Origin of the sequence: Pedobacter sp. Leaf176 (assembly GCF_001424305.1) — a bacterium.
GTDB lineage: Bacteria > Bacteroidota > Bacteroidia > Sphingobacteriales > Sphingobacteriaceae > Pedobacter.
Window position 1 is genome coordinate 35,722 of sequence record NZ_LMPD01000007.1, and the last position, 23,114, is coordinate 58,835.

21 protein-coding genes are annotated in these 23,114 nt (G+C 39.6%); 17 read left to right on the forward strand and 4 right to left on the reverse strand.

All coding sequences use genetic code 11. The features are described from left to right. The first annotated feature begins 17 nt into the window (after positions 1 to 17). Entirely contained in the window at positions 18 to 2,300 is a 2,283-nt protein-coding gene (locus tag ASF92_RS19060) for a family 20 glycosylhydrolase (protein WP_056097203.1), read from the forward strand. A 345-nt stretch (positions 2,301 to 2,645) separates the two neighbouring features. Here the strand turns inward: ASF92_RS19060 and ASF92_RS19065 are convergent, their stop codons facing one another. Further along, on the reverse strand, positions 2,646 to 3,539 hold the full coding sequence (locus tag ASF92_RS19065; RefSeq protein WP_056097205.1) for a helix-turn-helix domain-containing protein: 894 nt from the start codon (positions 3,537 to 3,539) through the stop codon (positions 2,646 to 2,648). A 513-nt stretch (positions 3,540 to 4,052) separates the two neighbouring features. Between ASF92_RS19065 and ASF92_RS19070 the strand changes: the two genes are divergently transcribed. From ASF92_RS19070 to ASF92_RS19140, 15 genes are all read left to right on the forward strand, one after another. Beyond that, the gene (locus ASF92_RS19070) at positions 4,053 to 5,258 is read left to right on the forward strand and encodes a pyridoxal phosphate-dependent aminotransferase family protein (protein WP_056097208.1); all 1,206 of its coding nucleotides are present in this window, start codon (positions 4,053 to 4,055) and stop codon (positions 5,256 to 5,258) included. After that, positions 5,255 to 6,376 (forward strand): hypothetical protein, encoded by a 1,122-nt coding sequence (locus ASF92_RS19075; protein WP_056097209.1) that lies wholly within the window; start codon positions 5,255 to 5,257, stop codon positions 6,374 to 6,376. Before ASF92_RS19070 ends, ASF92_RS19075 begins: the two co-directional genes overlap by 4 nt. Further along, the gene (locus ASF92_RS19080; RefSeq protein ID WP_056097211.1) at positions 6,373 to 7,362 is read left to right on the forward strand and encodes an NAD(P)-dependent oxidoreductase; all 990 of its coding nucleotides are present in this window, start codon (positions 6,373 to 6,375) and stop codon (positions 7,360 to 7,362) included. The genes ASF92_RS19075 and ASF92_RS19080 overlap by 4 nt, the downstream gene beginning before the upstream one ends. Positions 7,363 to 7,379: 17 nt before the next feature. Continuing rightward, positions 7,380 to 8,705 (forward strand): inositol-3-phosphate synthase, encoded by a 1,326-nt coding sequence (locus ASF92_RS19085; protein WP_056097472.1) that lies wholly within the window; start codon positions 7,380 to 7,382, stop codon positions 8,703 to 8,705. Then, a complete protein-coding gene (locus ASF92_RS19090; RefSeq protein ID WP_197413336.1) occupies positions 8,705 to 9,160 on the forward strand; it encodes a phosphatidylglycerophosphatase A in 456 nt (151 codons plus the stop codon). The genes ASF92_RS19085 and ASF92_RS19090 overlap by 1 nt, the downstream gene beginning before the upstream one ends. A gap of 1 nt (position 9,161) precedes the next feature. Beyond that, complete coding sequence (locus tag ASF92_RS19095) at positions 9,162 to 9,545, forward strand: GtrA family protein (protein WP_056097215.1); 384 nt, start codon at positions 9,162 to 9,164, stop codon at positions 9,543 to 9,545. Continuing rightward, complete coding sequence (locus ASF92_RS19100) at positions 9,535 to 12,075, forward strand: DUF5686 and carboxypeptidase-like regulatory domain-containing protein (RefSeq protein ID WP_056097217.1); 2,541 nt, start codon at positions 9,535 to 9,537, stop codon at positions 12,073 to 12,075. Before ASF92_RS19095 ends, ASF92_RS19100 begins: the two co-directional genes overlap by 11 nt. Positions 12,076 to 12,085: 10 nt before the next feature. Then, positions 12,086 to 13,378, forward strand: coding sequence for a DUF4833 domain-containing protein (locus ASF92_RS19105; RefSeq protein WP_056097219.1), 1,293 nt, complete (start codon positions 12,086 to 12,088; stop codon positions 13,376 to 13,378). Positions 13,379 to 13,383: 5 nt separating this feature from the next. Continuing rightward, positions 13,384 to 14,004, forward strand: a complete 621-nt coding sequence (locus tag ASF92_RS19110) for a sterol desaturase family protein (protein ID WP_056097221.1) — start codon at positions 13,384 to 13,386, stop codon at positions 14,002 to 14,004. Then, entirely contained in the window at positions 13,991 to 14,953 is a 963-nt protein-coding gene (locus ASF92_RS19115; RefSeq protein ID WP_231729869.1) for a phosphatase PAP2 family protein, read from the forward strand. The genes ASF92_RS19110 and ASF92_RS19115 overlap by 14 nt, the downstream gene beginning before the upstream one ends. A gap of 517 nt (positions 14,954 to 15,470) precedes the next feature. Further along, positions 15,471 to 16,160 (forward strand): AraC family transcriptional regulator, encoded by a 690-nt coding sequence (locus ASF92_RS19120; protein ID WP_197413337.1) that lies wholly within the window; start codon positions 15,471 to 15,473, stop codon positions 16,158 to 16,160. Between the two features lie 71 nt (positions 16,161 to 16,231). Further along, the gene (locus ASF92_RS19125) at positions 16,232 to 17,101 is read left to right on the forward strand and encodes an SDR family NAD(P)-dependent oxidoreductase (RefSeq protein ID WP_056097228.1); all 870 of its coding nucleotides are present in this window, start codon (positions 16,232 to 16,234) and stop codon (positions 17,099 to 17,101) included. 59 nt (positions 17,102 to 17,160) lie between these two features. Continuing rightward, a complete protein-coding gene (locus ASF92_RS19130) occupies positions 17,161 to 17,715 on the forward strand; it encodes a DUF6268 family outer membrane beta-barrel protein (RefSeq protein WP_056097230.1) in 555 nt (184 codons plus the stop codon). A gap of 126 nt (positions 17,716 to 17,841) precedes the next feature. Continuing rightward, the gene (locus tag ASF92_RS19135; RefSeq protein ID WP_056097233.1) at positions 17,842 to 18,096 is read left to right on the forward strand and encodes a hypothetical protein; all 255 of its coding nucleotides are present in this window, start codon (positions 17,842 to 17,844) and stop codon (positions 18,094 to 18,096) included. A 130-nt stretch (positions 18,097 to 18,226) separates the two neighbouring features. Beyond that, complete coding sequence (locus ASF92_RS19140) at positions 18,227 to 18,577, forward strand: DUF4288 domain-containing protein (protein WP_056097235.1); 351 nt, start codon at positions 18,227 to 18,229, stop codon at positions 18,575 to 18,577. Positions 18,578 to 18,745: 168 nt separating this feature from the next. On the opposite strand, the gene ASF92_RS19145 is transcribed toward ASF92_RS19140, so the two are convergent. The 3 genes from ASF92_RS19145 to ASF92_RS19155 all read right to left on the reverse strand — a co-directional run bounded on the left by ASF92_RS19145 (position 18,746) and on the right by ASF92_RS19155 (position 21,236). Beyond that, positions 18,746 to 19,645 (reverse strand): NmrA family NAD(P)-binding protein, encoded by a 900-nt coding sequence (locus ASF92_RS19145; protein WP_056097237.1) that lies wholly within the window; start codon positions 19,643 to 19,645, stop codon positions 18,746 to 18,748. 18 nt (positions 19,646 to 19,663) lie between these two features. After that, a complete protein-coding gene (locus ASF92_RS19150; RefSeq protein WP_056097239.1) occupies positions 19,664 to 20,590 on the reverse strand; it encodes an alpha/beta fold hydrolase in 927 nt (308 codons plus the stop codon). 82 nt (positions 20,591 to 20,672) lie between these two features. Further along, the gene (locus tag ASF92_RS19155; protein WP_056097241.1) at positions 20,673 to 21,236 is read right to left on the reverse strand and encodes a Crp/Fnr family transcriptional regulator; all 564 of its coding nucleotides are present in this window, start codon (positions 21,234 to 21,236) and stop codon (positions 20,673 to 20,675) included. A 624-nt stretch (positions 21,237 to 21,860) separates the two neighbouring features. On the opposite strand from ASF92_RS19155, the gene ASF92_RS19160 reads away from it, so the two are divergent. Further along, a complete protein-coding gene (locus ASF92_RS19160) occupies positions 21,861 to 22,745 on the forward strand; it encodes a polysaccharide lyase (protein ID WP_082489646.1) in 885 nt (294 codons plus the stop codon). Positions 22,746 to 23,114: the final 369 nt, after the last annotated feature.

Consider the following 23,114-nt stretch of genomic DNA (forward strand, 5'->3'; position numbering starts at 1 on the left):
AAAATATACATCACGCAATGAAAAAGCTACACATACTGTTATTTTTTATTTTTTTCCTGAATACGATGGTATGGTGCCGGCAGAAACCCGCTATTGATGTTATTCCTTATCCAAGTTCTGTAACCTTAATGAACGGAACTTTTATAATCTCTTCTGGTACTGCGCTCAATGTACCCCAGGATTTAGTTGGAGAGGCCGATTTCTTGAATGAATTAATAAAAAACGCAATAGGATCTAAACTTCAATTATCCAGGCGAAATAACAATGTGATTAAGTTAATTAAAAATAAATCTTTAAAGTCTGAAGAATATCGGCTGAACGTATCCAAAAACTTAATTATTCTTTCCGGAGGATCTTCTGCCGGTGTGTTCCGGGGGATCCAAACCTTAAGGCAATTGTTCAGCGAAAAAGCAGAAATTCCGGGCCACTTGCTCCCATCGTTATCCCTTCGCTGTTTAAATATTGAAGATTTACCTTCATTTGAGTATAGAGGATTGCATCTGGATGTTTCCAGACATTTTTTTTCTGTTGACTTTCTTAAAAAGTATGTCGATATGCTTGCACTTTATAAGTTTAATAAGTTGCACCTGCATCTTACTGATGATCAGGGCTGGCGGATTGAAATAAAAAAATACCCCAAACTGACTGAAAACGGAGCCTGGAGAACTTTAAATAATCAGGATTCCGCGTGCATAGCTAAGGCAGCGGATAACCCGGATATGGCATTGGACTCAAGATTTTTAAGAAAAAAGGATGGTCAGCAGCAGTATGGGGGGTATTATACGCAAAAGCAAATGATTGATTTTGTAAAATATGCCACTACAAGGCACATCGAAATTATTCCTGAAATTGACATGCCAGGGCACATGATGGCGGCCATAAAAAGCTATCCGTTTTTATCCTGTACAGGAGACTCGCATTGGGGCAAGCTTTTCACCACACCGATTTGCCCTTGTAAGGAATCGACCTATGAATTTGCTCAAAATGTCTTCAAAGAAATTTTTGCGATTTTTCCAAGCAAATACATTCACATTGGTGGCGATGAAGTAGACAGAACAAGTTGGGAGACTTCCGGTGTGTGTAATGAACTAATGCGAAAGGAGGGAATTAAAACGTCTGCAGGTCTTCAGAGTTATTTTATCAACAGGATGGAGAAGTTTTTCAATGCAAATGGAAAGAAGCTAATCGGCTGGGATGAAATCCTGGAAGAAGGCATCAGCTCTACTGCAATGGTGATGTATTGGAGGACCTGGGTACCCGAAGCGCCCCTAAAAGCGCTAAAAAATGGGAATCGTGTTATCATGACTCCCGGAGAGCCATTATATTTCGATTATCCACCGAATAAAAATTCTTTATATAATGTGTATAATTTCAGCGTAATCCCAAAAGGGTATCCCGATAAAGACCGCGGAAATATCGTTGGTGCTCAGGCAAATCTGTGGAGTGAAATGATACCAAGTGAGAAAAGGGCAGAATATATGGCCTTTCCTAGGGCCATTGCGTTGGCAGAAAACTTGTGGAGCCATGAGCACAGGAATTTTAAATCATTTAGCAAAAGGCTGCTCACTCAATATGCCAGGCTCGATGTGCTTGGCGTAAATTACCGCCTGCCTGATCTGGAGAATGTAATTACTGATCGGGTTTTCATAAATCAGGATACATTATTTTATAAAAATCCCATAAACAATATGGTGCTCAGATATACTGATAATGAATCAAGGCCCTCTGCCAAAAGTCTGTCATTGGATAAGCCTTTAATTATCAAGGAAAATAAGCTCATCAAACTTGGCGTGTTTTCCAAGACCGACACTAATTTAAGAGAACTATATGTGTTGAATTTTAAAAAGCAGACCATAATGAATAGTGTATCTAAACCCAATGTGAGTTCCGGGCTGCTGGGGAGTTACTACAAGAAATTACCGCTACGCTCTGATGGGGCAGACCTAACGAAGCCTGATAGTTTGTTCTATACTGATATGATTTCTGTACCACCATCTATTAATTCACCTGCATTCAGGATCGATTATACAGGAATCATCGACGTTCCCGAAGCTGGAATTTACACATTTTACTTAGACTGCGACGACAGTGGCATCCTTTCCATTGGTGATAATGTAGTGGTTGATAATGGGGGTATGCATTCCGCTATTGAAAAAAACGGCCAAGTGGCGCTGGAGAAAGGTATGCACCCTTTTAAGCTGGTTTTTTTGGAAGGAGGTGGCGGTTATAAACTAAAGCTTCTTTACAGTTTCAAGAATTCCGAGCCTGCAGAGCTACCCCAATTGTGGCTTAAACATTAAAGGTACAGGAGGCAGGAATAGGCTTTAAACCCAGGTTTACCCAAAACGAAGAACATTGGATAATAGTTTTATACGGTTTTTGTGCTTCGAAGGGTAAATAAATGCATAAACTGAACGCAATAATTGTATATTATATTAAAGGCTGTAAAGATAAATAAAGAAAGTTCTGAGTTTGGGGTAAGCGATGCGGGAGTTGGAAAAAATGGCGAACAATCTAATCAATGTTTACCGAACCCGATTCAGTAGATTATACTAAGACTTTCTGCAATTAAAGTGCTTACAGGTGTCATGAGCTCTGAATTTAACAATGCATAGAACGTAATTTATTTACAATCCTCGGCGCAGTTACACGGTCACGGTATTATGTTTTTTAAAATTGCCTGGTGTGAGGTTGGTTTGTTTTTTAAAAAACTTGCCAAAAAATGAGCCATTACTAAAACCCAGTTCAATTGCTATCTCCGATATGTTCATGATATGAGAGGTTAGCAATAATTTCGCTTCCCGAATCACAAAATCATCGATGTGTTGCCCTGCGGATCTCCCCGTAACTTGCTTTACAACCTTTGAAAGATGTCTGGGTGTTACCCGAATCCGTGATGCATAGTAGGTAACTTTTTTCTGCTCTTTGAAATTCTCCGATAGTATCGACAAAAACCTGTTCGTTAACTCGATTTTACTGTCTATTATTCCAGAGGGTATTTTCTTTTGCTTTTCGTTTAAAAGGAAAATGTCGTATACAACCGACAAAAAACTGGCGTGGACCATTTCATCTACGTAGCGGGTATCTCTGGGAATGGTGAGCCGGCTTTGCAAGGATAACATGTGGGCGATCACTAGCTCATATTCTACTTTCGATAAGGAAAAGCTCATGGACTCCCCATTGTTAAATATTTTGAAACTTTCTGAAATATCAAAAAAGAGTCCTTTTTTTACAAGGTACTCTTTGTCAAAGTAGGTAAAAAGTAATGTCGCGGCAGGATCCTGAGGAATTTCATAGATATGGTCTGGGAGAATGCATATGATGTCACGAAATTTAAAAGTATGCGATTCAAAGTTAATTTTAATCTGTAAAGTTCCTTTAGTAACCAATAAAATTCCAAAGCCAGGCGCTCTGAAAGGAAGGGTAGGACAATTCTCCGGACTGTTGCGATCGAGATTAGATACCATGAGTGAGGTACTATTCTTTATTTCAGGATGATCTTGCTGAAAGTTACTCTTAATATGCTGTGGTTGTTGCATTGTGCCTTATTGAAATCTCAAATAAAATAGTTTTGTCTTCGGTTTTGCTAAAGCATCGTGACCGGTGTGGTTTATCTGTATCCAAATGTATGTTTTCGTTAAAATGAAAAGCATAAATTTTTTAAAATTGACGAAAATCTGATTAAAAGTTAATCTTTCGATTAATTTATCGACGCCTGTTTTTAATTTGTATCTATCAGTAAATCGATTACATAGGTGAAATAAATAAAAATAATTTATTCAATATTCTATTAATCAACTGTTTTACTATTGTATTAAAAAAGTCAGACAGTCGAATAGTCAACTCATCTAATTGTCATATTCAGTCCATGCTCATTTTTGACCAAGATATACCACTTTTGAACCTTTTTTTAGCCTGCATTCTGTGTTAAAATTGTGTTAACAAATCAACACTTCAATTAAGTCAAAATACCGCTTTAATAGGTTAAACCTGGTGGTTGGAAAATCAAGCTTGATGATGTTTTAGAATAAAACTGAATAATTGCCTTCAACATGCGTAAAAAATTACAAGACAGAATTGCTTCTTTTCAGGACGCAAAATTTATTAAGGAAAAAGGCTTATATCCTTATTTCAGGTCGATAGAATCCGCACAGGATACGGAAGTAATTATAAATGGCAAAAAAGTTTTGATGTTTGGCTCCAACTCGTATTTGGGGCTAACCAATCATCCTGAAATAAAATTAGCCTCTAAAAATGCAATCGATAAATATGGAACAGGTTGTGCCGGATCACGCTTTTTAAATGGATCTCTGGATATACATCTTCAACTGGAGCAACGGCTGGCCGACTATGTTGGCAAAGAATCTGCGGTGCTTTTCAGCACCGGTTTTCAGGTTAACCTGGGGGTAATTTCCTGTTTACTTGATAGAAATGACTACCTCATTCTGGATGAATATGATCATGCTTCTATCATTGATGGAAGCCGGCTATCATTTTCAAGAACCATTAAGTATGCGCACAATGACATGAACGATTTGCGCAGCAAGCTTAGTCGTTTGCCTGTAGATGCTGCAAAACTTATTGTATCGGATGGGATTTTTAGCATGGAAGGGGATTTAGTTAATCTGCCAGAAATGGTAGAGATTGCGAACGAATTCGGGGCAAACATCATGATGGATGACGCACACAGCCTGGGTGTAATTGGTTTTAATGGCGCCGGTACTGCATCGCATTTCAATCTAACCAATGAGGTAGACCTGATTATGGGAACATTCAGCAAATCGCTGGCCTCGCTTGGTGGTTTTATAGCAGGAGATACCGATACCATTGAGTTTATTAAACACCGGGCAAGGTCGCTGATGTTCAGTGCGAGTATGCCGCCATCGGCTGTAGCCAGCGTAATTGCAGCACTTGATATTATTGAAAGAGAGCCGGAACGTATAGATAAGCTTTGGGCGAACACTAATTACGCTAAAAAACTACTCATAGAAGCAGGATTTGATATCGGCCACAGCAATAGTCCAATTATTCCGGTTTATATCAGGGACAATAACGCAACTTTTATGATCACGAATATTCTTCAGGAAAATGGCGTATTCGTTAATCCGGTGGTATCTCCGGCGGTACCTTCTGATTCCTCCCTGATTCGGTTTTCACTTATGGCAACCCATAGTTTTGAGCAAATTAAAAGTGCGGTTGAAAAATTAAAAGCTGCATTTGTGGAGGTTAATGTCAATCTGCTAAATATTCGGTTATGAGGGTAATCAAAGAAGTTTCGGGTAAGAAAGACCTTCAGGCCTTCATCGATTTTCCTCATTCACTACATGCGGGAGATCCAAATTATGTACCTGAACTTTTTATTGCCCAAAGGGATTTATTGACGCCGAAAAAGCATCCGTTTTTTAAACATTCTACCATTGCATTGTTTCTATTATTGGATGATGATCAGGTTATCGGCCGTATCGCCGCCATAGAAAATACCCATCATAATAAGGTATATGGCGCTAATGATGGTTTCTTTGGTTTTTTTGATTGTATCAATGAAGTTTCGGCGGCGAAAGCCTTAACCGATAGGGTATACCAGTGGCTTCGTACAAGACAAATGACAAAAGTACTTGGTCCTGTAAATTTTTCTACTAACGAGGTTTGTGGCCTGCTTATCGATGGGTTTGATGGGCCTCCGGTAGCCATGATGCCCTACAATCCCCCGTACTATTTAATTCTTTTAGAAGCGCTGGGCTTTACCAAGAATGTCGACTTAAGGGCATACCGTTACACAGCAGGTGACTACAGCGATCGCTCGCTTCAGCTGGTCGACCGCATTAAAGAAAGACTTTTAAGAAACGACATTACCATTCGGACCATTAATATGAAAAACTTTGCCCAGGAGCGTGACGCCCTGCGTGAGGTTTACAATAAAGCTTGGGACAAAAACCTGGGCTTCGTACCCATGACCGATGCCGAATTTGAATATACGGCGAACGACTTAAAGCTGATCCTGGACCCAAAGTTTTGCATTATGGCCGAGCAACATGGAAAAATTGTCGGTTTTGCTTTAGCGATTCCGGATATCAATCAAATACTAATCAAAATCAAACGGGGTAGGTTATTTCCAACGGGGTTAATTAAGTTGTTGACCGGAAAAGGAAAGATTGATGGCATTAGGATCATGCTGTTGGGTGTAGTAGACGGTTACCGGAAAATGGGCATTGAAGCCTGCCTGTATGGCGGAATTATTAAACGCTTTCAGGAAAAGAAGATGAAATATGCAGAGGCAAGCTGGACGCTGGATCACAATGATATGGTGAACAGGCCTATTGAAGATATTGGTGGAAAACTGTACCGAAAATATAGGATTCTGGAAAGGGAGCTATGAAAAAGCGAATTTTAATTACCGGCGCGACAGGCTTTGTTGGTTTTCACTTAATTGAAGCTGCACTTTCCAGCGGTTTGCATGTGTTTGCAAATGTACGCAGTTCGAGTAAGGTGGAACATCTGCAAAGTTTGAATATCAATTTTGTAGAGCTTGATTTCGAATCAATTTATGCATTGAGTAAAAATATCGACGAAAATAAATACGATTATGTGGTTCATGCGGCGGCGGTAACCAAAGCAAAGAATCTCGACGAATATAATAAATACAATGCATCTTATGCAAGAAATCTGGCTATTGCCGTCTCAAATGCAACGCACAAGGTCGAAAAATTTGTGTTTGTAAGCAGCCTAGCAGCACTCGGGCCATTAAAGAAAACAAATGAGCTGTTGAATGAAAATGGGGTATTAAACCCGGTAACCTACTATGGGAAGAGTAAAGCGTTGGCAGAAACCTATTTAAGTAATATTCAAAATCTGCCGCTATTGATTTTTCGCCCCACAGCGGTTTACGGGCCCCGTGAGCGTGATATATTGATGGTACTTAAGGCAATTAGCCGCGGTTTTGAGGTGTACATGGGTGATGCTAACCAGAAACTTAGCTTTATTTATGTGAAAGATCTGGCAGAAATCATGATTAGTTCGTTGAAGTCGAGTCTGGTCAACAAAACCTACAATGTATCAGACGGACATATTTATGGCAGATCTTCCTTCTCGGAAAGCGCAAGGCGCATTATGCGAAAAAGAACTTTGAGAGTAACAGTGCCATTGCCACTTATTAAAGGAATTGCCTGGTCGATGGAAAAGGCATACAAATTTACAAACAAGATGCCCACACTAAATATAGATAAGGTAAACGAGCTGACCGGAATTAACTGGAGTTGCGATATTAAGCTCATTAAAAAAGACCTTGGTTTTAGTCCGCGATACCAACTACAGCAAGGATTAGAAGAGACAATAAAATGGTATAAGAGTAATAAATGGTTATAAGAATTAAAAAAAATAAGATGACAGAACAAGTAAAATCAGCTAATGGAAAGCTTGGTATTTTAATGCCAGGATTAGGCGCTGTGGCTACCACCATGATTTCGGGCGTAGCAGCAGTAAAAAAAGGATTATCGAAGCCAATCGGTTCACTAACACAAATGGGAACAATCCGCATCGGGAAACGCACTGAAAAAAAGGAGCCAAAGATTAAGGATTTTGTGCCTTTGGCTGCATTGGAAGATTTAGTTTTTGGTGGATGGGACGTTTATGAGGATAATGTTTACGAAGCGGCAATGAATGCACGTGTGCTGGATGCCAATCTTCTTCGCGATGTAAAAGAAGAACTGCAGGCCATTAAGCCAATGAGAGCAGCTTTCGACCGTAATTACGTTAAAAACCTGGATGGTAAATTTGTAAAGGATATTGATAACCGCTACGAGCTCGCATTAGCCGTAATGGATGATATTAAAAATTTTAAGGCCGATAACAATTGTGATCGTATCGTTCTGGTTTGGTGCGGCTCTACGGAGATTTATTTCGAGCCATCAGCAGTACACCAATCGTTGGCTGCTTTTGAGCAAGGTTTGAAAGACAATGATCCGCTTATTGCTCCAAGTATGATTTACGCTTACGCTGCTTTAAAATTGGGTATTCCTTTCGCTAATGGTGCACCAAATTTAACAGTTGATATTCCGGCACTCATTGAACTGGCCAAAGAAACCAATACACCAATTGCGGGTAAAGATTTTAAAACTGGTCAAACTTTGATGAAAACGATTTTAGCGCCAGGATTAGCTGCCCGCTCACTAGGTGTCAATGGTTGGTTTTCTGATAACATTTTAGGTAACCGTGACGGTTTAGTATTAGATGATCCGGATAATTTTAAAACTAAAGAGGTTTCTAAATTAGGGGTATTGGAAGACATTTTCAAGCCAGAACTTAACCCGGATTTATATGGAGATATGTACCATAAAATAAGAATCAATTACTATCCGCCACACGGTGATAACAAAGAAAGCTGGGATAACATCGATATTTTTGGTTGGTTGGGTTATAAAATGCAGATTAAAATAAACTTCCTTTGCCGCGATTCAATTCTGGCTGCGCCAATCGTATTGGATCTTGCTTTGTTTATGGATTTGGCTAAAAGAGCCAATATGTCGGGCATTCAGGAATGGCTTTCATTCTATTTAAAGTCGCCACAAACCATACCTGGAGTACCTGCTGAAAATGATATTTTCAAGCAGTTAATCAAGCTTCAAAATACTTTGCGTTATATTATGGGTGAAGAATTAATCACGCATTTAGGGCAGGATTACGAAGAAGAAGTTGTAGAAACGGCATAGTGTTTTTTCACAAAATTATATCAACTTTCTTTGGCATTGGCTACATCGGCAAAGGTGCAGGTACAGTCGCCGCGGCGGTTACCTGCGCCATTTGGTGGTCCTTGCAAACGCAATATTCCAATCCCTATCTATGGCCATTTTTATCAACCATATTGATATTCATAGTCGGAGTAATTTCCGGCGATGTAGTGGAATCGGTTTGGGGAAAAGATCATCAGCGTGTAGTGATAGATGAAGTAGCAGGGATGGGCATCGCCTTGCTGCTTATTCCGCTAAAGTGGGAATATTACATCTTGGCATTTATCCTTTTCAGGTTTTTTGATATTGTGAAACCATTATATATCCGGCGTTTTGAAGCATTGCCGGGAGGCTGGGGGGTGATGGCTGATGATGTGCTCGCTGGAATTTATGCCAATCTGGGATTACAAATCGTTGTTTTGATCGGATTGTTTTAATATGATCACGTTTATAAAAGCGCAGGCCTCGTCGCTAACCGCTTCTGCTGCCGATTTTTTAATTACCGCTTTATCTGTAAGCATTTTTGGATGGTGGTTTCTGGCCGGAAGTATCGTTGGCACTGTTTCAGGTGGCGTTGTTAATTTCTACATCAACCGCAATTGGGTATTTAATGCCGGCTTTAAACACATTTACCCGCAGATAATCAAATATATTATGGTTTGGCTGGGTAATTTATTGCTGGTCACCTTATTTGTTTACCTGCTTACGCATTTTTTCAACTTCAATTATTTGCTCTCCAAAGTAGCAGTTTCCATAGTAATGGGGCTGAGCTACAATTACTACATGCAGAAGCAGTTTATTTTCCCGCAAAATGAAAATTAAGTATTCATTTTTTATATTTATATTCCTCTTAATAAATAGTTTATGTGCTGATGCGCAGCAAACTATTGTTACGGGAACCGTTCGAGATGCCGTTACAAAAGAAACGCTGCCTTATGTTTCTGTTTTTTTCAAAGGAACTACCATCGGAACTCAAACCGATCTTAACGGACAATTCAGGCTCAGTTCAACGGGCACCCCTACAGCACTGAATTTTAATTACGTCGGCTATGTTACGATTTCAAAGAACCTGCTTCCCAAGGTATCGCAGCAAATAGATGTGGCAATGGTGCCGGACTCGAAATCGTTGGGTGAGGTGGTTATTGTGGGTGGTAAAAAAATAAGATACCGCAATAAAGATAATCCGGCGGTGGAACTTATTCGTCAGGTAATTGCTCATAAGGATGAAAACCGGATTTCTACTTTTAATACTGCGGCTTTTCGTCAGTACGATAAAATGCTTTTCTCAATGAGCAATGTATCTGAAAAGTTTAAGAATAAAAAGATATTCAGGAATTATCAGTTTCTTTTCCAGGAACAGGATTCTACGTTAATCGGCGGGAAAAATTTGCTGCCTATTTACATCCAGGAGAAACTTACAGATAAATATTTTGCCAGTGACCCTACCCGGAATAAATTTGTAATCATTGGCGAAAAACAGGTTAATTTCGACCAGCAGCTCATCGATAATAATGGAATGAAACTTTATTTTGAGCGAATGTATCAGGATATTGACATATACAAAAATAATATTTCGGTCATTAGTAACGAGTTTTTGAGCCCGATAGCAAATGCTGCACCAACCTTTTACAAGTTTTTTATTACAGATACCATAAAAACTGGAAATCATCAGGTGATTGAGCTTTCTTTTACGCCAAGAAACACCACCGATATGCTTTTCGAAGGAAAATTGTATGTCAGCAATGATGCGCATTATGCCGTTACCGGGGTAAGTATGGGCGTGAATAAAAACATCAACCTGAATTTTGTAAGGGCATTAAAAATAGATCTGGATTTTGAACGTGCGGTATCAGGTAAATACAGTTTAAGCAAGAGTAAACTCATTGCCGATTTTGGCCTGGGGAAAACCAAAGGTATTGGTTTTACAGGTGAGCGTTCTTCAACTTATAAAAATTACCAGTATGATGTTAAACTGGCGGATACTATTTTTCAAGGCAAAAGTATCGTCTCCGTTGCAGGGGCTTCGACGAGGGACGAACAATATTGGGAAACGAATCGTTTAGATCCTTTATCAAAAGAACAGGCAAAAATCTACCACAACATTGATACGCTTCAAAAAATACCATCTTTTCAAAGAACGATAAAGATTGCGACCCTGCTATTTGCGGGATACGGCAACCTCGGTCCATACGAAATCGGTCCCATTAATACGTTTTACAGTTTTAACAATGTAGAAGGTTTCCGCTTACGTTTTGGAGGTAGAACAACGCCTGAGCTGAGCAAACGTTTCTATTTTGAAAACTATGCGGCTTATGGTTTTAAGGATGAAAAGTGGAAATTCTTTCTCTCAGGAACGTATTCACTGAATAATAAATCCATCTATCAGTTTCCGCAAAATTATGTACGGGCAAGTTTTCAACGGGATACCAAAATTCCGGGACAGGAGCTTCAGTTTGTTCAGGAAGATAATTTTTTGTTGTCTTTCAAACGCGGTGTAAATGATATGTTGCTTTATAATGATTTCTACAGGCTGGACTATGTACATGAATATGAAAATCATTTTTCCTATGCGCTAGGCTTTAAGAAATGGAGCCAGACCCCGGCCGGGGGATTGACTTATCAAACTAATGGTGCACAATTTATTAACCGCTTAACGACCAGCGAACTTTCTCTGGCCTTGCGTTATGCGCCAAATGAAAAATTTATCCAGGGCAAGATTTACAGATCACCCATTCCTGATCGTTATCCCATTTTTAATTTGCGTTATACCGCCGGAATTAAAGGATTAGTAGGTGGCGAGTACAATTACCACAACCTTACGGGAACGGTTGATAAGCGTTTTTATCTTTCCCAGCTTGGCTATAGTGATGTTACTTTTGAGGGTAGCTATATCGCGGGCAAAGTTCCGTTTCCGCTATTAGCCATTCACAGGGCGAACCAGACGTTTGCTTACCAGCTCAATTCCTACAATCTGATGAATTTTTTGGAGTTTGTGAGCGATCATTATGTAAGCATCAATATCGATCATAATTTTAATGGTTTTTTCTTTAACAAGTTGCCATTAATTAAGAAATTAAAGCTTCGTGAAGTGTTTTCTGTTAAAGCACTTTATGGCGGTTTGAGAGCTGAAAATGATCCAGCTACCGGGGTGGGGATTTACCAGCTTCCCAAATTTGATAATGGTTTACAAAGAACGTATTCTTTGGCTAACGATCCGTATATTGAAGGAAGTGTTGGCATTGGAAATATCTTCAAATTATTGCGGGTGGATCTGGTTCGGCGCTTTACCTATCTCGATCATCCCGAAGTTTCTAAATGGGGGATAAGGGCCAGGGTTAAATTTGATTTTTAAATAAAAGGTTATGCAGAGCGTAAAATTAAGAGATCGCCTACAATTGGGCATATACAAGGTTATCAACCCTTTTGTTAAGGGGTTGATTAGGATAGGCTTAACACCCAATGCGGTAACCAGCATCGGCCTCGTTTTAAATATTGGTGTGGCCGTGATTTTTGTACTTGGGGCTGAAAAGACCAACCGTGGAGACATGTCTTATATCGGATGGGGAGGTGCGCTGGTACTTTTTGCGGGATTATTCGATATGCTTGATGGTCAGGTAGCAAGATTGGGAAACATGAGCTCGAAGTTTGGCGCTTTGTACGATTCTGTTCTGGATCGTTACAGCGAAATGATTATGTTTCTCGGCATTTGCTATTACCTGGTTGCACACCATTATTTTTTGAGTTCACTTTTTGCATTTGTCGCTTTAATTGGTTCTATGATGGTGAGTTACACCCGTGCCCGTGCAGAGGGTTTGGGGGTAGAATGCAAGGGCGGATTAATGCAACGCCCGGAAAGGGTGGTAACCATCGGTGTTTTTGCTATTGCTTGTGGTATTGCCGGGCATTTTATTGGGGGTGACTATAAAGTCTATCTGCCTGGCATTTCTTTCCATATATTCGAAACGATGTCGATTTTTACACTGCCAATTACTTTAATGGCTGTGCTAACCAATATTACTGCAATAAAAAGGTTGCAAGAGGCTAAGAAAGGATTAGAGGCTCAGGAAAGAAGGCAAAAAAGCGATAAGGACCAGGCCGCTCTGCTTACAGGAGTTTTAGTTTTATTAGGTTTGGGTTTTGCATCACCTTCAATCGTTATGGCTCAAGGTGCCGACCCATCACCAATCGTTTTTCCCTCCCCTCAGGGAATTTCCAATCAGCTTTTCTACCTGCAGCGTGATCCAAATGCCAACACCATCATTTGCCAGTTAAATATAGATAAACATGGAGCGGTCGTTAAAGATAAGCCTGTAAATGTTTTCTGGATGCGTTATGGAGACAAGGGCGAAAAGAAGGAACTCAGTTACATTCAGCGGAAATTTGCTTATGGGATAGTCAGTAAGGATTTAGGTAACGGTCAGTTCGAACTCCGGTTCACGTCGCACAAGAACCTGCCGATGTACCTCAGCAAATCTGCGCTTGATAAAAAATACCATGTTTACGCCACCATCAACAATAAAAAAATGGAACTGGAAAGAATATTTTTAAGAATTGATGGAGGTTCTTTTTGGTTCCCAAATGTGAAATATGTCGAAATCAAAGGCCGAGATGCCGCAGTTCCATCAAAGCAAATCACAGAAAGAATTAAAGTTTAAATAGCATGAAAAAGAATTTCGTTTCAAATTCCACTGAATCCATCAGGATGTTTAAAAGCGATTTTATGGAAAGCCTGTCGAAGGTGCGCTATTATGTTCCCTTAATCGTTTATATCCCGGTCATTGCAATTCTGATTTACAAGGCCCTTTGGCTGGAGCAAATGCCATTCTTCCATTTTATCGCTTGGTTTTTATTAGGACTAGGCATCTGGACAATCACTGAATATGTTTTGCATAGATATGTTTTTCATTTTGAACCTAAAGCGGCATGGGGACAAAAAATTCACTTCATTTTTCACGGTGTTCATCATGATTATCCAAATGATTCAAAACGTTTAGTAATGCCGCCTTCCGCCAGTATTCCCATGGCATTGGGCTTTTATTTTCTATTTCAATGGTTACTTCCTGAAAATTGCAATTATTCTTTTTTTACAGGATTTATGATCGGTTATTTATTTTATGATATGGTTCATTACGCCCTTCATCATGCTAATTTTAAAAGCGGCTTTTGGAAAAAGTTAAAACACCACCACATGTTGCACCATTATTCCGATGCCACAAAGGGTTATGGCGTAAGCTGGACTTTCTGGGATCATATTTTCAGATCAAATTTTGAGAAGAAATAGGATGGGAGATCAGTTTTTTAACAGAAATCTTTACCGTTTGAACGATATTTATACCACCTCATTCCTTTCGGCTGCTTATTTATTGCTCTCGTATTTTCTAGTCGGTTTTAAAAGCGATCAACTCCTATTGGTTTTGATCTTCAACCTGATGTTTTACCTTTCAGATGGCACGAGGAGGTTTATTGTCGGTTTTTCCATTTTCATCATTTATTGGATTTTATTCGATTACATGAAGGCTTTTCCAAATTACCTTTACAATCGAGTGCATATTGAGGATTTGTACGATGCGGAAAAAAAGATTTTTGGAATAAATTTCCATGGCCTGGTAATTACGCCTAATGAGTTTTGGAGCGGAAATCATAACAGTTTTCTGGACGTTCTTACCGGAGCATTTTATCTGATGTGGGTTCCTGTTCCGCTGGCATTCGCCATCTATCTTTTTTTTAAGAATAAGCACGAGTTTTTGTTGTTCTCTTTGGTATTTGTCTGGGTCAATTTACTTGGATTTGTACTTTATTATCTTTATCCGGCTGCGCCACCATGGTATGTACAAGAACATGGTTTCAAATTTATAGCCCATACCCCGGGTAATACTGGTGGACTAGCCAGGTTTGATACTTATTTTGATATTGCGCTCTTTAAAGGAATTTACAGTAAAGGCTCAAATGTTTTTGCAGCAATGCCGTCATTGCATTCTGCATATCCGGTAATCGTACTCTATTTCGGTTTGAAAAACAAACTTGGAATGATTAACCTGTTCTTTCTGATTGTAATGCTCGGTATATGGTTTTCTGCCATTTACTCTTCTCACCATTACGCATTGGATGTACTGGCAGGAATAGGTTGCGCAGGAGTAGGAATAGTCACTTTTACTATCGCTTCCCGTAAAACGCGATTAGGCGCTATGGTTAGACGATTTGAAAATCGAATTGCAGAAAAAGCGGTTTAAATGTACAGGAGCATCTCTATCCTAAATTCGGTGTAAAAATCGAGTTTGAGGCAATGTTATGTTTTGCCATCATTCGAATTTAGATTCTGTCAGAAAATTAGTTGTTTTCGTAGAGCAAATCTGCGGGAATTCGACGTTGTTTTGCATCGGAAGATATAATAAATTTCAAAAAATCTTTGGGAATAAGTTAAAGAACAATAAGTCTATAATGTATGATATCATTCAATCATTTGAAATAATCAGACATGGTTATTCCTGTGTTTATCCGGGTCTTTATAAGCGAAGGATAATCACAATTGGAAAATATTATTCTTATAATTGGCAAATAAATCGGAAATGTTCCCATGATAACAGGTAGTATACCCACCCATCTTTAAAGGATATCACCGACCGGATCATAAGCGTCAATAGGTTTATCGGGAGTAATCCAGATATGGTGCCTTATACAAAACCCGCACATCGTCGAGACGATCATTATCTTTTCATCTTTCAAAAGAAGGGAAACAGTAAAATTGTTGTGGATTTTAGCGAAATTGGGTTAAGCGAATGTTCGATCTTATCAATATTACCCGGCCAGATTCATTACGGTGTAGCTGCCTGTGGTGATACAGAAGCCTGGCTAATTACCATAGATGTTAATTTTGTTGATGAACATTACAGAAAGATTTTCGATTACCATTATTTTCAGTCTAAGGCTATAGTTTTGCAGGATTTAGAAAGCAATTCACTAAATCAATGTCTTGAATTAATTGCCAATGTGGATCAAAACCATGATGAACTGAGGTTTATGCCACAGGTTATGCATGCATTGATCGGGGCATGTGTTGGGATATTCGCGTCTGCTTATCAGCAAATAGAAATGGAAGAAGAGACAACACTGCGCACCCAGGTTTTAACCCGGGAGTTCAAACGTTTGCTGCTATTAAATTTTAAAACCTTTAAAGGGCCCTCAGATTACGCCGGGTCCTTGAATATAAGTCCCGCTTACTTAAATGAGGCCGTAAAATTAACGACCGGATTTACTGTTGGCTTCTGGATTCAGCAGGTGATAATAATGGAAGCGAAGCGCCTGCTTTATGCTACCGACAATACCGTTAAACAAATAGCTTATTTGCTAGGCTTTAACGATCATGCTTACTTTACCCGGTATTTCTCCAATGCCCAGGGCCAGTCTCCCTCTAGTTTTAGGGCGGAGTACCGTAAATAATCCAATAGTTACCTTGTTTATTCCATTTCCTTCTATATCCGTCCACTCTAACTTTGTTCAAAAAATTAGAAATGGGATATCATATTGTTTTTATTATTGGATTCACGTCTTGCATTTATCTGCTGTTAATTTTAATTTATGCCCTTTACCCTTATCTACGCCATTCGGATTTAAAAAAATACATTAACGACGACTCTTTCGCTATGGTAACTGGTTCAACCGATGACATTGGTAAAGCCGTAGCCCTTGAGCTTGCGAAACGTGGGGCTAATATTATTTTACATGGACGGAACGAAGATAAACTGCACTCGGTTGCATTAGAAATAAAGGAACAGTTTCCGGCTTGTAGAGTAGTTTGTATAAACCATGACGGCACTGCAGTTAGCGATATTGACACGGCAATGGTAAGCCATTTAAATATTAGTATTCTGGTAAACAGTGTAGGCGTTGGCCCAATAAGTCCGCTCGCTGAATTTACGGATGATAAGGTATTTAAAACGATAAGGCTAAATGCGATGTTTCCCTCGCAACTCACAAGAAAACTTTTGCCTCAGCTAAATCGTCAACCTTCAGTTATATTAAACGTTTCTTCCTATGCTGCAATTTATCCGCCGCCTTATTTAGCGGTTTATGCAGGTACTAAAGCTTATAACAATGCATTTTCAATCTCACTTTCACGTGAACTCGAAAACATTGAGGTGATTTCGCTAATTACCGGAAGTGTAAATACGGGTTCTAATACCAAACAAATAACATTTATGCGCCCAAGTGCCGCTGTGTATGCCAAGTATATGCTGTCAGTTGTCGGATGCGGTAGAAAAAGCATAATGCCTTACTGGCCACATGCCATACAGCAGTTTCTTATATCCCTTTTCCCCGAAAAAATAGTCGATTTTCTTACCAAAAAAGCTTTAAAAAAAGAATTAAAACCATCCGCATAAATTCCATAAATCTCCTGGCCAATCGGGCCTCAAACAAAATAGGTTTAACAATAAACACGATGAAAATAAAAATAGCTTTACTAATAGCAGTAATTTGGATTCTGCTCAGATTAACTTCACATGCCCAGGAAAGGCCATCAACTCAAAATTTTGTTAAGCCTTCGCTCCAGCTCGGTTCCTTCAAAGCAGACTACACATATTCTCCTTTTGAGATTGGTGGAGCAGAAATGTCTATACAGCAATCGAATGCGAGCTTGATACTTCCGGTTTTTAGTAGACTAAAAGAGGGAAAACCGGACTTCCTGCTTTCCGGAATTGCTTACACAGGATTGTTTCTTCATGGAAACAATGTTGCTGATGATAGGTCTGCATTTCATTCCATTTCAGTTCCGCTCACCTATCAGAAAACGTTTTCAAAAAAACACGCCATATCATTCTCCTTTATTCCGACACTCTCCTCCGATTTGAAAGATATTTCTCATGAAGACTTTATCTATACCGGTGCCGTATCGTTAAAGGTAAAACACTCAGAAAGCTTTGTCTATTCGCTGGGTGTGGTTTATTCAAGGCAGTTTTTTGGGAGTCTTTTCCTTCCTTTAATCGGAATCGATTAGCAAATCAACGACAAAGTTAACCTCTCTGGTTCACTGCCAGTTAATCAGAAATTAAAATATAACCTGTCGGTAAAAAATAGCCTGGCGCTAATTAACAATCTGGGAATCGGTGGTGGCAAATACAGATTGTCTGAAGAACTGAATTCCGGTTATTTTCAGGCTCAGCAATCCAAGATGGCGTTGCTTTATATCTATACGCCATCCAAACAATTTTCAATAGACATAAATGCAGGTTATAATTATGTTCAAAAGCTGGGCTTCTATGATAAGAACAAAAAGATTGCTTTAGCCCCTTTCGATAGCCTGGATGACCGGATTCCGCAAACAGAATATAATAAGAATGGAATTTCTGTTGGTATTGGCATCAATTATCGATTTTAATGTCGTTCAAGTCATTTCTCATTTAAACATAAATCAATTAATTTATGGATGATTACACATCATAAATTTGAGCGTGCTGCTGCATCTTTAAAATCAGTGGCGTTGGTGGCCTATTAAATTTATTCATGTTATGAAATGGTTTTTAGTAAGGTATGTCTATCGCATAGTTTTTGAGCAAGAGACATATCAATGTCAGTTTGATGAGCAACAAAGGATAATCCGCTCTGATAGCCTCACAAATGCATTCGAAAAAGCTAAATATCTTGCTGACAGTTTCAATCCCTGTTTTAAAAACTACTTGGGTGAAAACATCAGCTGGAAATTTGTCTGCATCGCTGGCCTGGTTGAAATCTTTCCCCCTTCCGATGGATCTGAAATCAGCAGTGTTGTGGTCGAAACAGCAGATGCTGTGCGCTATATTAAAGAAATGGAAATGCACAAAAGGTTTCTTGAAGAGAAAATCCGGCGCAACAGCACTTAGCAACGAAGACTGATAGCATACGATCTCGCCTCAATTTTTGAAACATAAAATAAACGCAAAAAGCAAAACATATCTGATAAGGGTTTCCCTTTTAAGCGCCTTTAAATATTATTTTCCATTCCAACAATGAGCCACAAACCAAAGCTTTAGGTTAGAAGATAGAATTATTTAGCGTTTAATGAAGGATTTCAAGTATTCAGGTGCTGTTGTCCAATTCAGGTTAGCAAACAGATTATTGTCGAGCATTTGAGGCTGTGTTGAATACATGGAGTATATATATTGCGCCTGTTGCCATTTTGCATACAACTCATTTTCGCCAGAGGGGTTTTCTGATCGCTGTTTTTTAATTGATGCTGCAAATTCGTCCATTTCAGAAAGTTTATGAACAAAAAAATCCTGGTTTGTTAATCCTAATATTTCCTGATGGAGCATATTTGGGCTTATCTGGAAACTTGCAATATGCAAATCGCGGTGGCTGTGCCCGTTCATTACTGACGCGGCAGTAAATTCAGCGGTATTTTCCATAGTGGTAAAATCAAGTTTCCAATCTGCTTTGTCGCCCCAGTAGGCGATGGTTTTGCTTTTTAAGTTAAGAATTGGCGTGTTGTATTTCAGGATGTCGGCAAAAGCCCCGTTAAAAATAGAAGTTACTTTTATGTTGCTGCTATCGATATGGGCTCTGAACGCTCTTCTCAAATCAAAGTTTCTGTTCTCTCCGGGAATCAACCCGGTATAATCCGTGCAAAAATCAGAAGGAATAAAATGCCCGACACCCGAATGTAATGCTGCATCTAAAAGGATTTTTTGGGTGTCTAAAATAACATCGCCGAGCCCGGCCAGTGCAGAAACGAGGCAGCCCACATCTTGGCAGGCTTCTCTAATACTTTCGGGATTGCCATAATTTACCTGCATTATTTCTACGCCAGCTTCGGTAAGTATTTTTACTTTGTCCGAATCACTTTGCTCTCTTACCAGTGCCTTCACCTTTGCACCACGATTTATCAATGCCGTGCAAATTTTAAGTCCTAAATTTCCGGTTGCACCTGCAACTAATATATTTTTTTCCATTTTATCTTTTTTTAATATTTAATGTTGCAGAAAATTATTAATGATTTCAATTACACGCTCTGGTTTTTCTTCAAACATATAATGACCGCTTTCCAGAATCCCGACCATTTTGCCATGCCCGCAAACATAAGGCAAGGCCATTTTCATATAATTGTAGCTCACATTACTGCCGATGCCCAATACCGGCATTAAAAGGGGTTGATATGACTTGGCATCTTCTATATCCTGAGAAAATGTTTGATACCAGGCATTAGATGCTCTGATGCTTTCGCGGTAGTTGTATGCATTGGCATAAACTTCCCGCTCAAATTCGCTTATGTTCAAATCCTCGATCATTACATAGCTGAAGAGCCAGTCAATTAAGTAGCGGAAACGACCTTCAAGTATTTTCTCCGGCAGCTCTTTAACCTGGTTAAAGCCCATCCACCAGGCGTAGGGTATATTTGGATCCATCTTTTCATTAAAACTGCCCGGAGGGGGCAGGAGTGGCATTTGCATCATCCCTTCACTTGGATGCATGCCGTCGGCAACAATGAGTTTTTCAACATATTGCGGGTAGTTAAATGCAAGGCTCATGGCAACCATGCCACCAATGTCGTGACCGATAATGTTCACTTTTTCTAAGTTGAGTGCTTTAATCAGTTCAAGGATATCTTTAGCCATGTTTTTTTTATCGTAGCCGGAAATGGGTTTCTCTGAGCTTCCCATACCTCTGATATCGACGATTATAACATGGTTTGCTTTCGAAAGTTCATTGGCAATGTTGCGGTACGAATACCAGGTTTGCGGCCAACCGGGCAGGCAGATTAGTGGTTTTCCAACGCCGCCCTGTACATAATGTAGCTTGACCCCGTTCACGCTAATGTAGTGGTTTGTAAAGCCCGGAAGGTTTTTGATTAACTGTTCGTCCGAATATGGGCTCAAGTTATTTTCGTTTTCGATCATATTATTTTGTTCCTGATATTATTATTATTCAAAGTTAACATGACCGTGGAGCCGCAAAACTACCAGATGGTAGAAATTGCATTTAGCGGATTTTTTTTCTGATCCGGCTCAACGCGTTTGGGGTGATGCCTAAAATTGCGGCCAGCTCTTTTACAGGTATTTTCTGGAGTAGTTCTGGCGTCCGGAGGAACTCAATATACCGTTCTTCTGCAGAGAGCGTTTGAAAATTTAAGAGTTGATCGACCATTCTGGCCGTGGTGGCTTCCCAGATTTTCCTTCCGAATTCCTCCCAGCAACTCAGGTGTGCATACAGGAAATCCATGTTTTTTTTGTCAATAACAATCAGCTCGGTTTCTTCTATTGCCTGAATATTAAATCTTGTCGGTTTCTGAGGATGAAGGCTGGAAATTTCCGTAAAAAATTCATTCTGAAAACATACCCAAGTGGTGTGTTGCTGATCATTGAACTCATAAAAAAAACGTAAACCACCTGAAACGATAAAATAATATTGATTTGCAATTTGCCCGGCCTTTAACAACAGCCGCCCTTTTGGGATTATTTTTGTCCTGCAATGAGCGCGAACCATTTCCAGATCTTGCTCATCGATAACGATAATACTTCTTATAAATGCAACAAATTGATCCATTATTTACTGTTCACTAGTAATTTAGCCAGGCGAAATCCATATACGTCCTGTTGAAGTCTTCAGGAACTAAGCTATGAAAATTTGTGTTTGATTATTGTGTTCGATCGTTTTCATCTCATTCCAGATTTATTTTAATCAAATGTACAAAGGAAGATGGCAATTAATCACAGGGGCTTCGTAATGTCCGGTTTTGTCCGGAGATGTCCGGATTTGTGCGGTAAAATTGAGATTTGTTCGGGAGTTGTTCGAGGTTTGTTGCATAAACTATGCTTTGAAGGCTGTTTTTCCGAAGGAGACTCGAAGCAGAGTAGAACAAGTTATGAAGTTTTCGACCGGATTAGCGAATTATTAGTTAATCTATTTCCGGACGGATTCAATCCAGAACATCGTTGTACAATAATCACTTGATTAAGTTCTGCCAATCTTAATTGTATGATATTATTTTCAATCGTTTGAAATTTAATGAGACAATGTTTTTCAGCTTTCCTGAATTATCCGAGCTGTTTTTCAGCCAGATGGCACTACATTTAAGTAAGAAAGGAAACCAAAAATTAATTAAAATAAGCGATGTGCAAAAATGCAACGCTTAGTATGCTAACCAAATTTTTAACTAAACTGATTACAATGAGTCAAAAAATTAATTTCCCCAAATTAACGGGAACTGCTATGCTTTTATTTTCTGCCTGCCTGGGCGCCTGCGATAAGGATACCGCAAAGCCTGAGTTGGTAAGTGACGATGGTGGCAAACTGTCCGTTCAAAAAACAATGGCTACAGCAGCTGCCCAAGCCTACCCCAGTAACATAAATACCCAGTTCAGCCGTTCGGATGGCGCCTATACTTACGCAGCGGCAAGCAGCGATTTTGGGATGGCAAGCTTAACGGGTTGGAATGAAAGCAGGGCGTACATTTCCGGTGGCTGGGCCCGGGCAACACTTGCCCCCAATTCGGTATCGAACGGGTTGATTGCCGGCGCCGACATCTCCGATGGATCAGCCTATGAAGCGACCTTTAAAGTACGTTTTCACAGCCAGTTCGACTGGAGCAGAGGCGGAAAAGTAGGCTTTGGTTTTTTAATCGGTGTGGGCAATACAGGCTGCGACATCGCAACCGATGGAAATGGTGGCAGCCTTAGGCTGATGTGGTACAACAATGGCAGCAGGGTTTACTTTCAGCCTTATGTGTACCATCGGGATATGTCGGGCCCATGTGGGGATACCTTTGGTAAATCTTACCCATCAAGCGGCAGCCTGCAAAAAGGTGCAACCTATTCCGTTCACCTGTATGTGAAGAGCAATACCGGATCCAGTAAAAATGGATGGGTTCAGGTGCTCATTAATGGAACTACTGTACTTGATCAGTCCATCCGGTGGACGACCAATGATGCCCAAAGACTAATAAACCGTTTATCTTTTCATAATTTCCGTGGAGGAAAAGATGTTGCCGTCTGGGGATCGAGCCAAACGAGCTATATTTATTTTGACGATCTGGTCGTCAACAAAGTGCAGTAAATTTTTATCGGGATTCCTTTCTGTTCTTATTCAGTGGCTATGGTGAGCTACTGCATCTGGTAAATTACCAAGGCCATTTTATGGCCCTGGTAATTTATAAAGGGTGAGTATCGGTAATACTGATGTGGAGTACTTGAAATTCATACTTTAAAACCGGGAAGTTTGACCATTTTTCTAAGCATGTGGCCATCGGCACTTATCTGAGGAATATAACCGGATTTCAGCTCAGTGGCCGTCTCTCCCAAAAAATAATTTAAATCGTTTGAAATCAAAATTGGTAAACATTGCAACGGATGCGCTTTGTTTTTTTTAGCATTGGAATAAAGAAAAAGTAAATTTATACCATCCTTATCATGCGAAACTAAAAAT

Bases quoted from the DNA above. Each gene is read 5' to 3' on its own strand.
- ASF92_RS19060 (WP_056097203.1), top strand. From the start codon at position 18: ATGAAAAAGCTACACATACTGTTATTTTTTATTTTTTTCCTGAATACG.
- ASF92_RS19065 (WP_056097205.1), bottom strand. From the start codon at position 3,539: ATGCAACAACCACAGCATATTAAGAGTAACTTTCAGCAAGATCATCCT.
- ASF92_RS19070 (WP_056097208.1), top strand. From the start codon at position 4,053: ATGCGTAAAAAATTACAAGACAGAATTGCTTCTTTTCAGGACGCAAAA.
- ASF92_RS19075 (WP_056097209.1), top strand. From the start codon at position 5,255: ATGAGGGTAATCAAAGAAGTTTCGGGTAAGAAAGACCTTCAGGCCTTC.
- ASF92_RS19080 (WP_056097211.1), top strand. From the start codon at position 6,373: ATGAAAAAGCGAATTTTAATTACCGGCGCGACAGGCTTTGTTGGTTTT.
- ASF92_RS19085 (WP_056097472.1), top strand. From the start codon at position 7,380: ATGACAGAACAAGTAAAATCAGCTAATGGAAAGCTTGGTATTTTAATG.
- ASF92_RS19095 (WP_056097215.1), top strand. From the start codon at position 9,162: ATGATCACGTTTATAAAAGCGCAGGCCTCGTCGCTAACCGCTTCTGCT.
- ASF92_RS19100 (WP_056097217.1), top strand. From the start codon at position 9,535: ATGAAAATTAAGTATTCATTTTTTATATTTATATTCCTCTTAATAAAT.
- ASF92_RS19105 (WP_056097219.1), top strand. From the start codon at position 12,086: ATGCAGAGCGTAAAATTAAGAGATCGCCTACAATTGGGCATATACAAG.
- ASF92_RS19110 (WP_056097221.1), top strand. From the start codon at position 13,384: ATGAAAAAGAATTTCGTTTCAAATTCCACTGAATCCATCAGGATGTTT.
- ASF92_RS19125 (WP_056097228.1), top strand. From the start codon at position 16,232: ATGGGATATCATATTGTTTTTATTATTGGATTCACGTCTTGCATTTAT.
- ASF92_RS19130 (WP_056097230.1), top strand. From the start codon at position 17,161: ATGAAAATAAAAATAGCTTTACTAATAGCAGTAATTTGGATTCTGCTC.
- ASF92_RS19140 (WP_056097235.1), top strand. From the start codon at position 18,227: ATGAAATGGTTTTTAGTAAGGTATGTCTATCGCATAGTTTTTGAGCAA.
- ASF92_RS19145 (WP_056097237.1), bottom strand. From the start codon at position 19,645: ATGGAAAAAAATATATTAGTTGCAGGTGCAACCGGAAATTTAGGACTT.
- ASF92_RS19150 (WP_056097239.1), bottom strand. From the start codon at position 20,590: ATGATCGAAAACGAAAATAACTTGAGCCCATATTCGGACGAACAGTTA.
- ASF92_RS19155 (WP_056097241.1), bottom strand. From the start codon at position 21,236: ATGGATCAATTTGTTGCATTTATAAGAAGTATTATCGTTATCGATGAG.
- ASF92_RS19160 (WP_082489646.1), top strand. From the start codon at position 21,861: ATGAGTCAAAAAATTAATTTCCCCAAATTAACGGGAACTGCTATGCTT.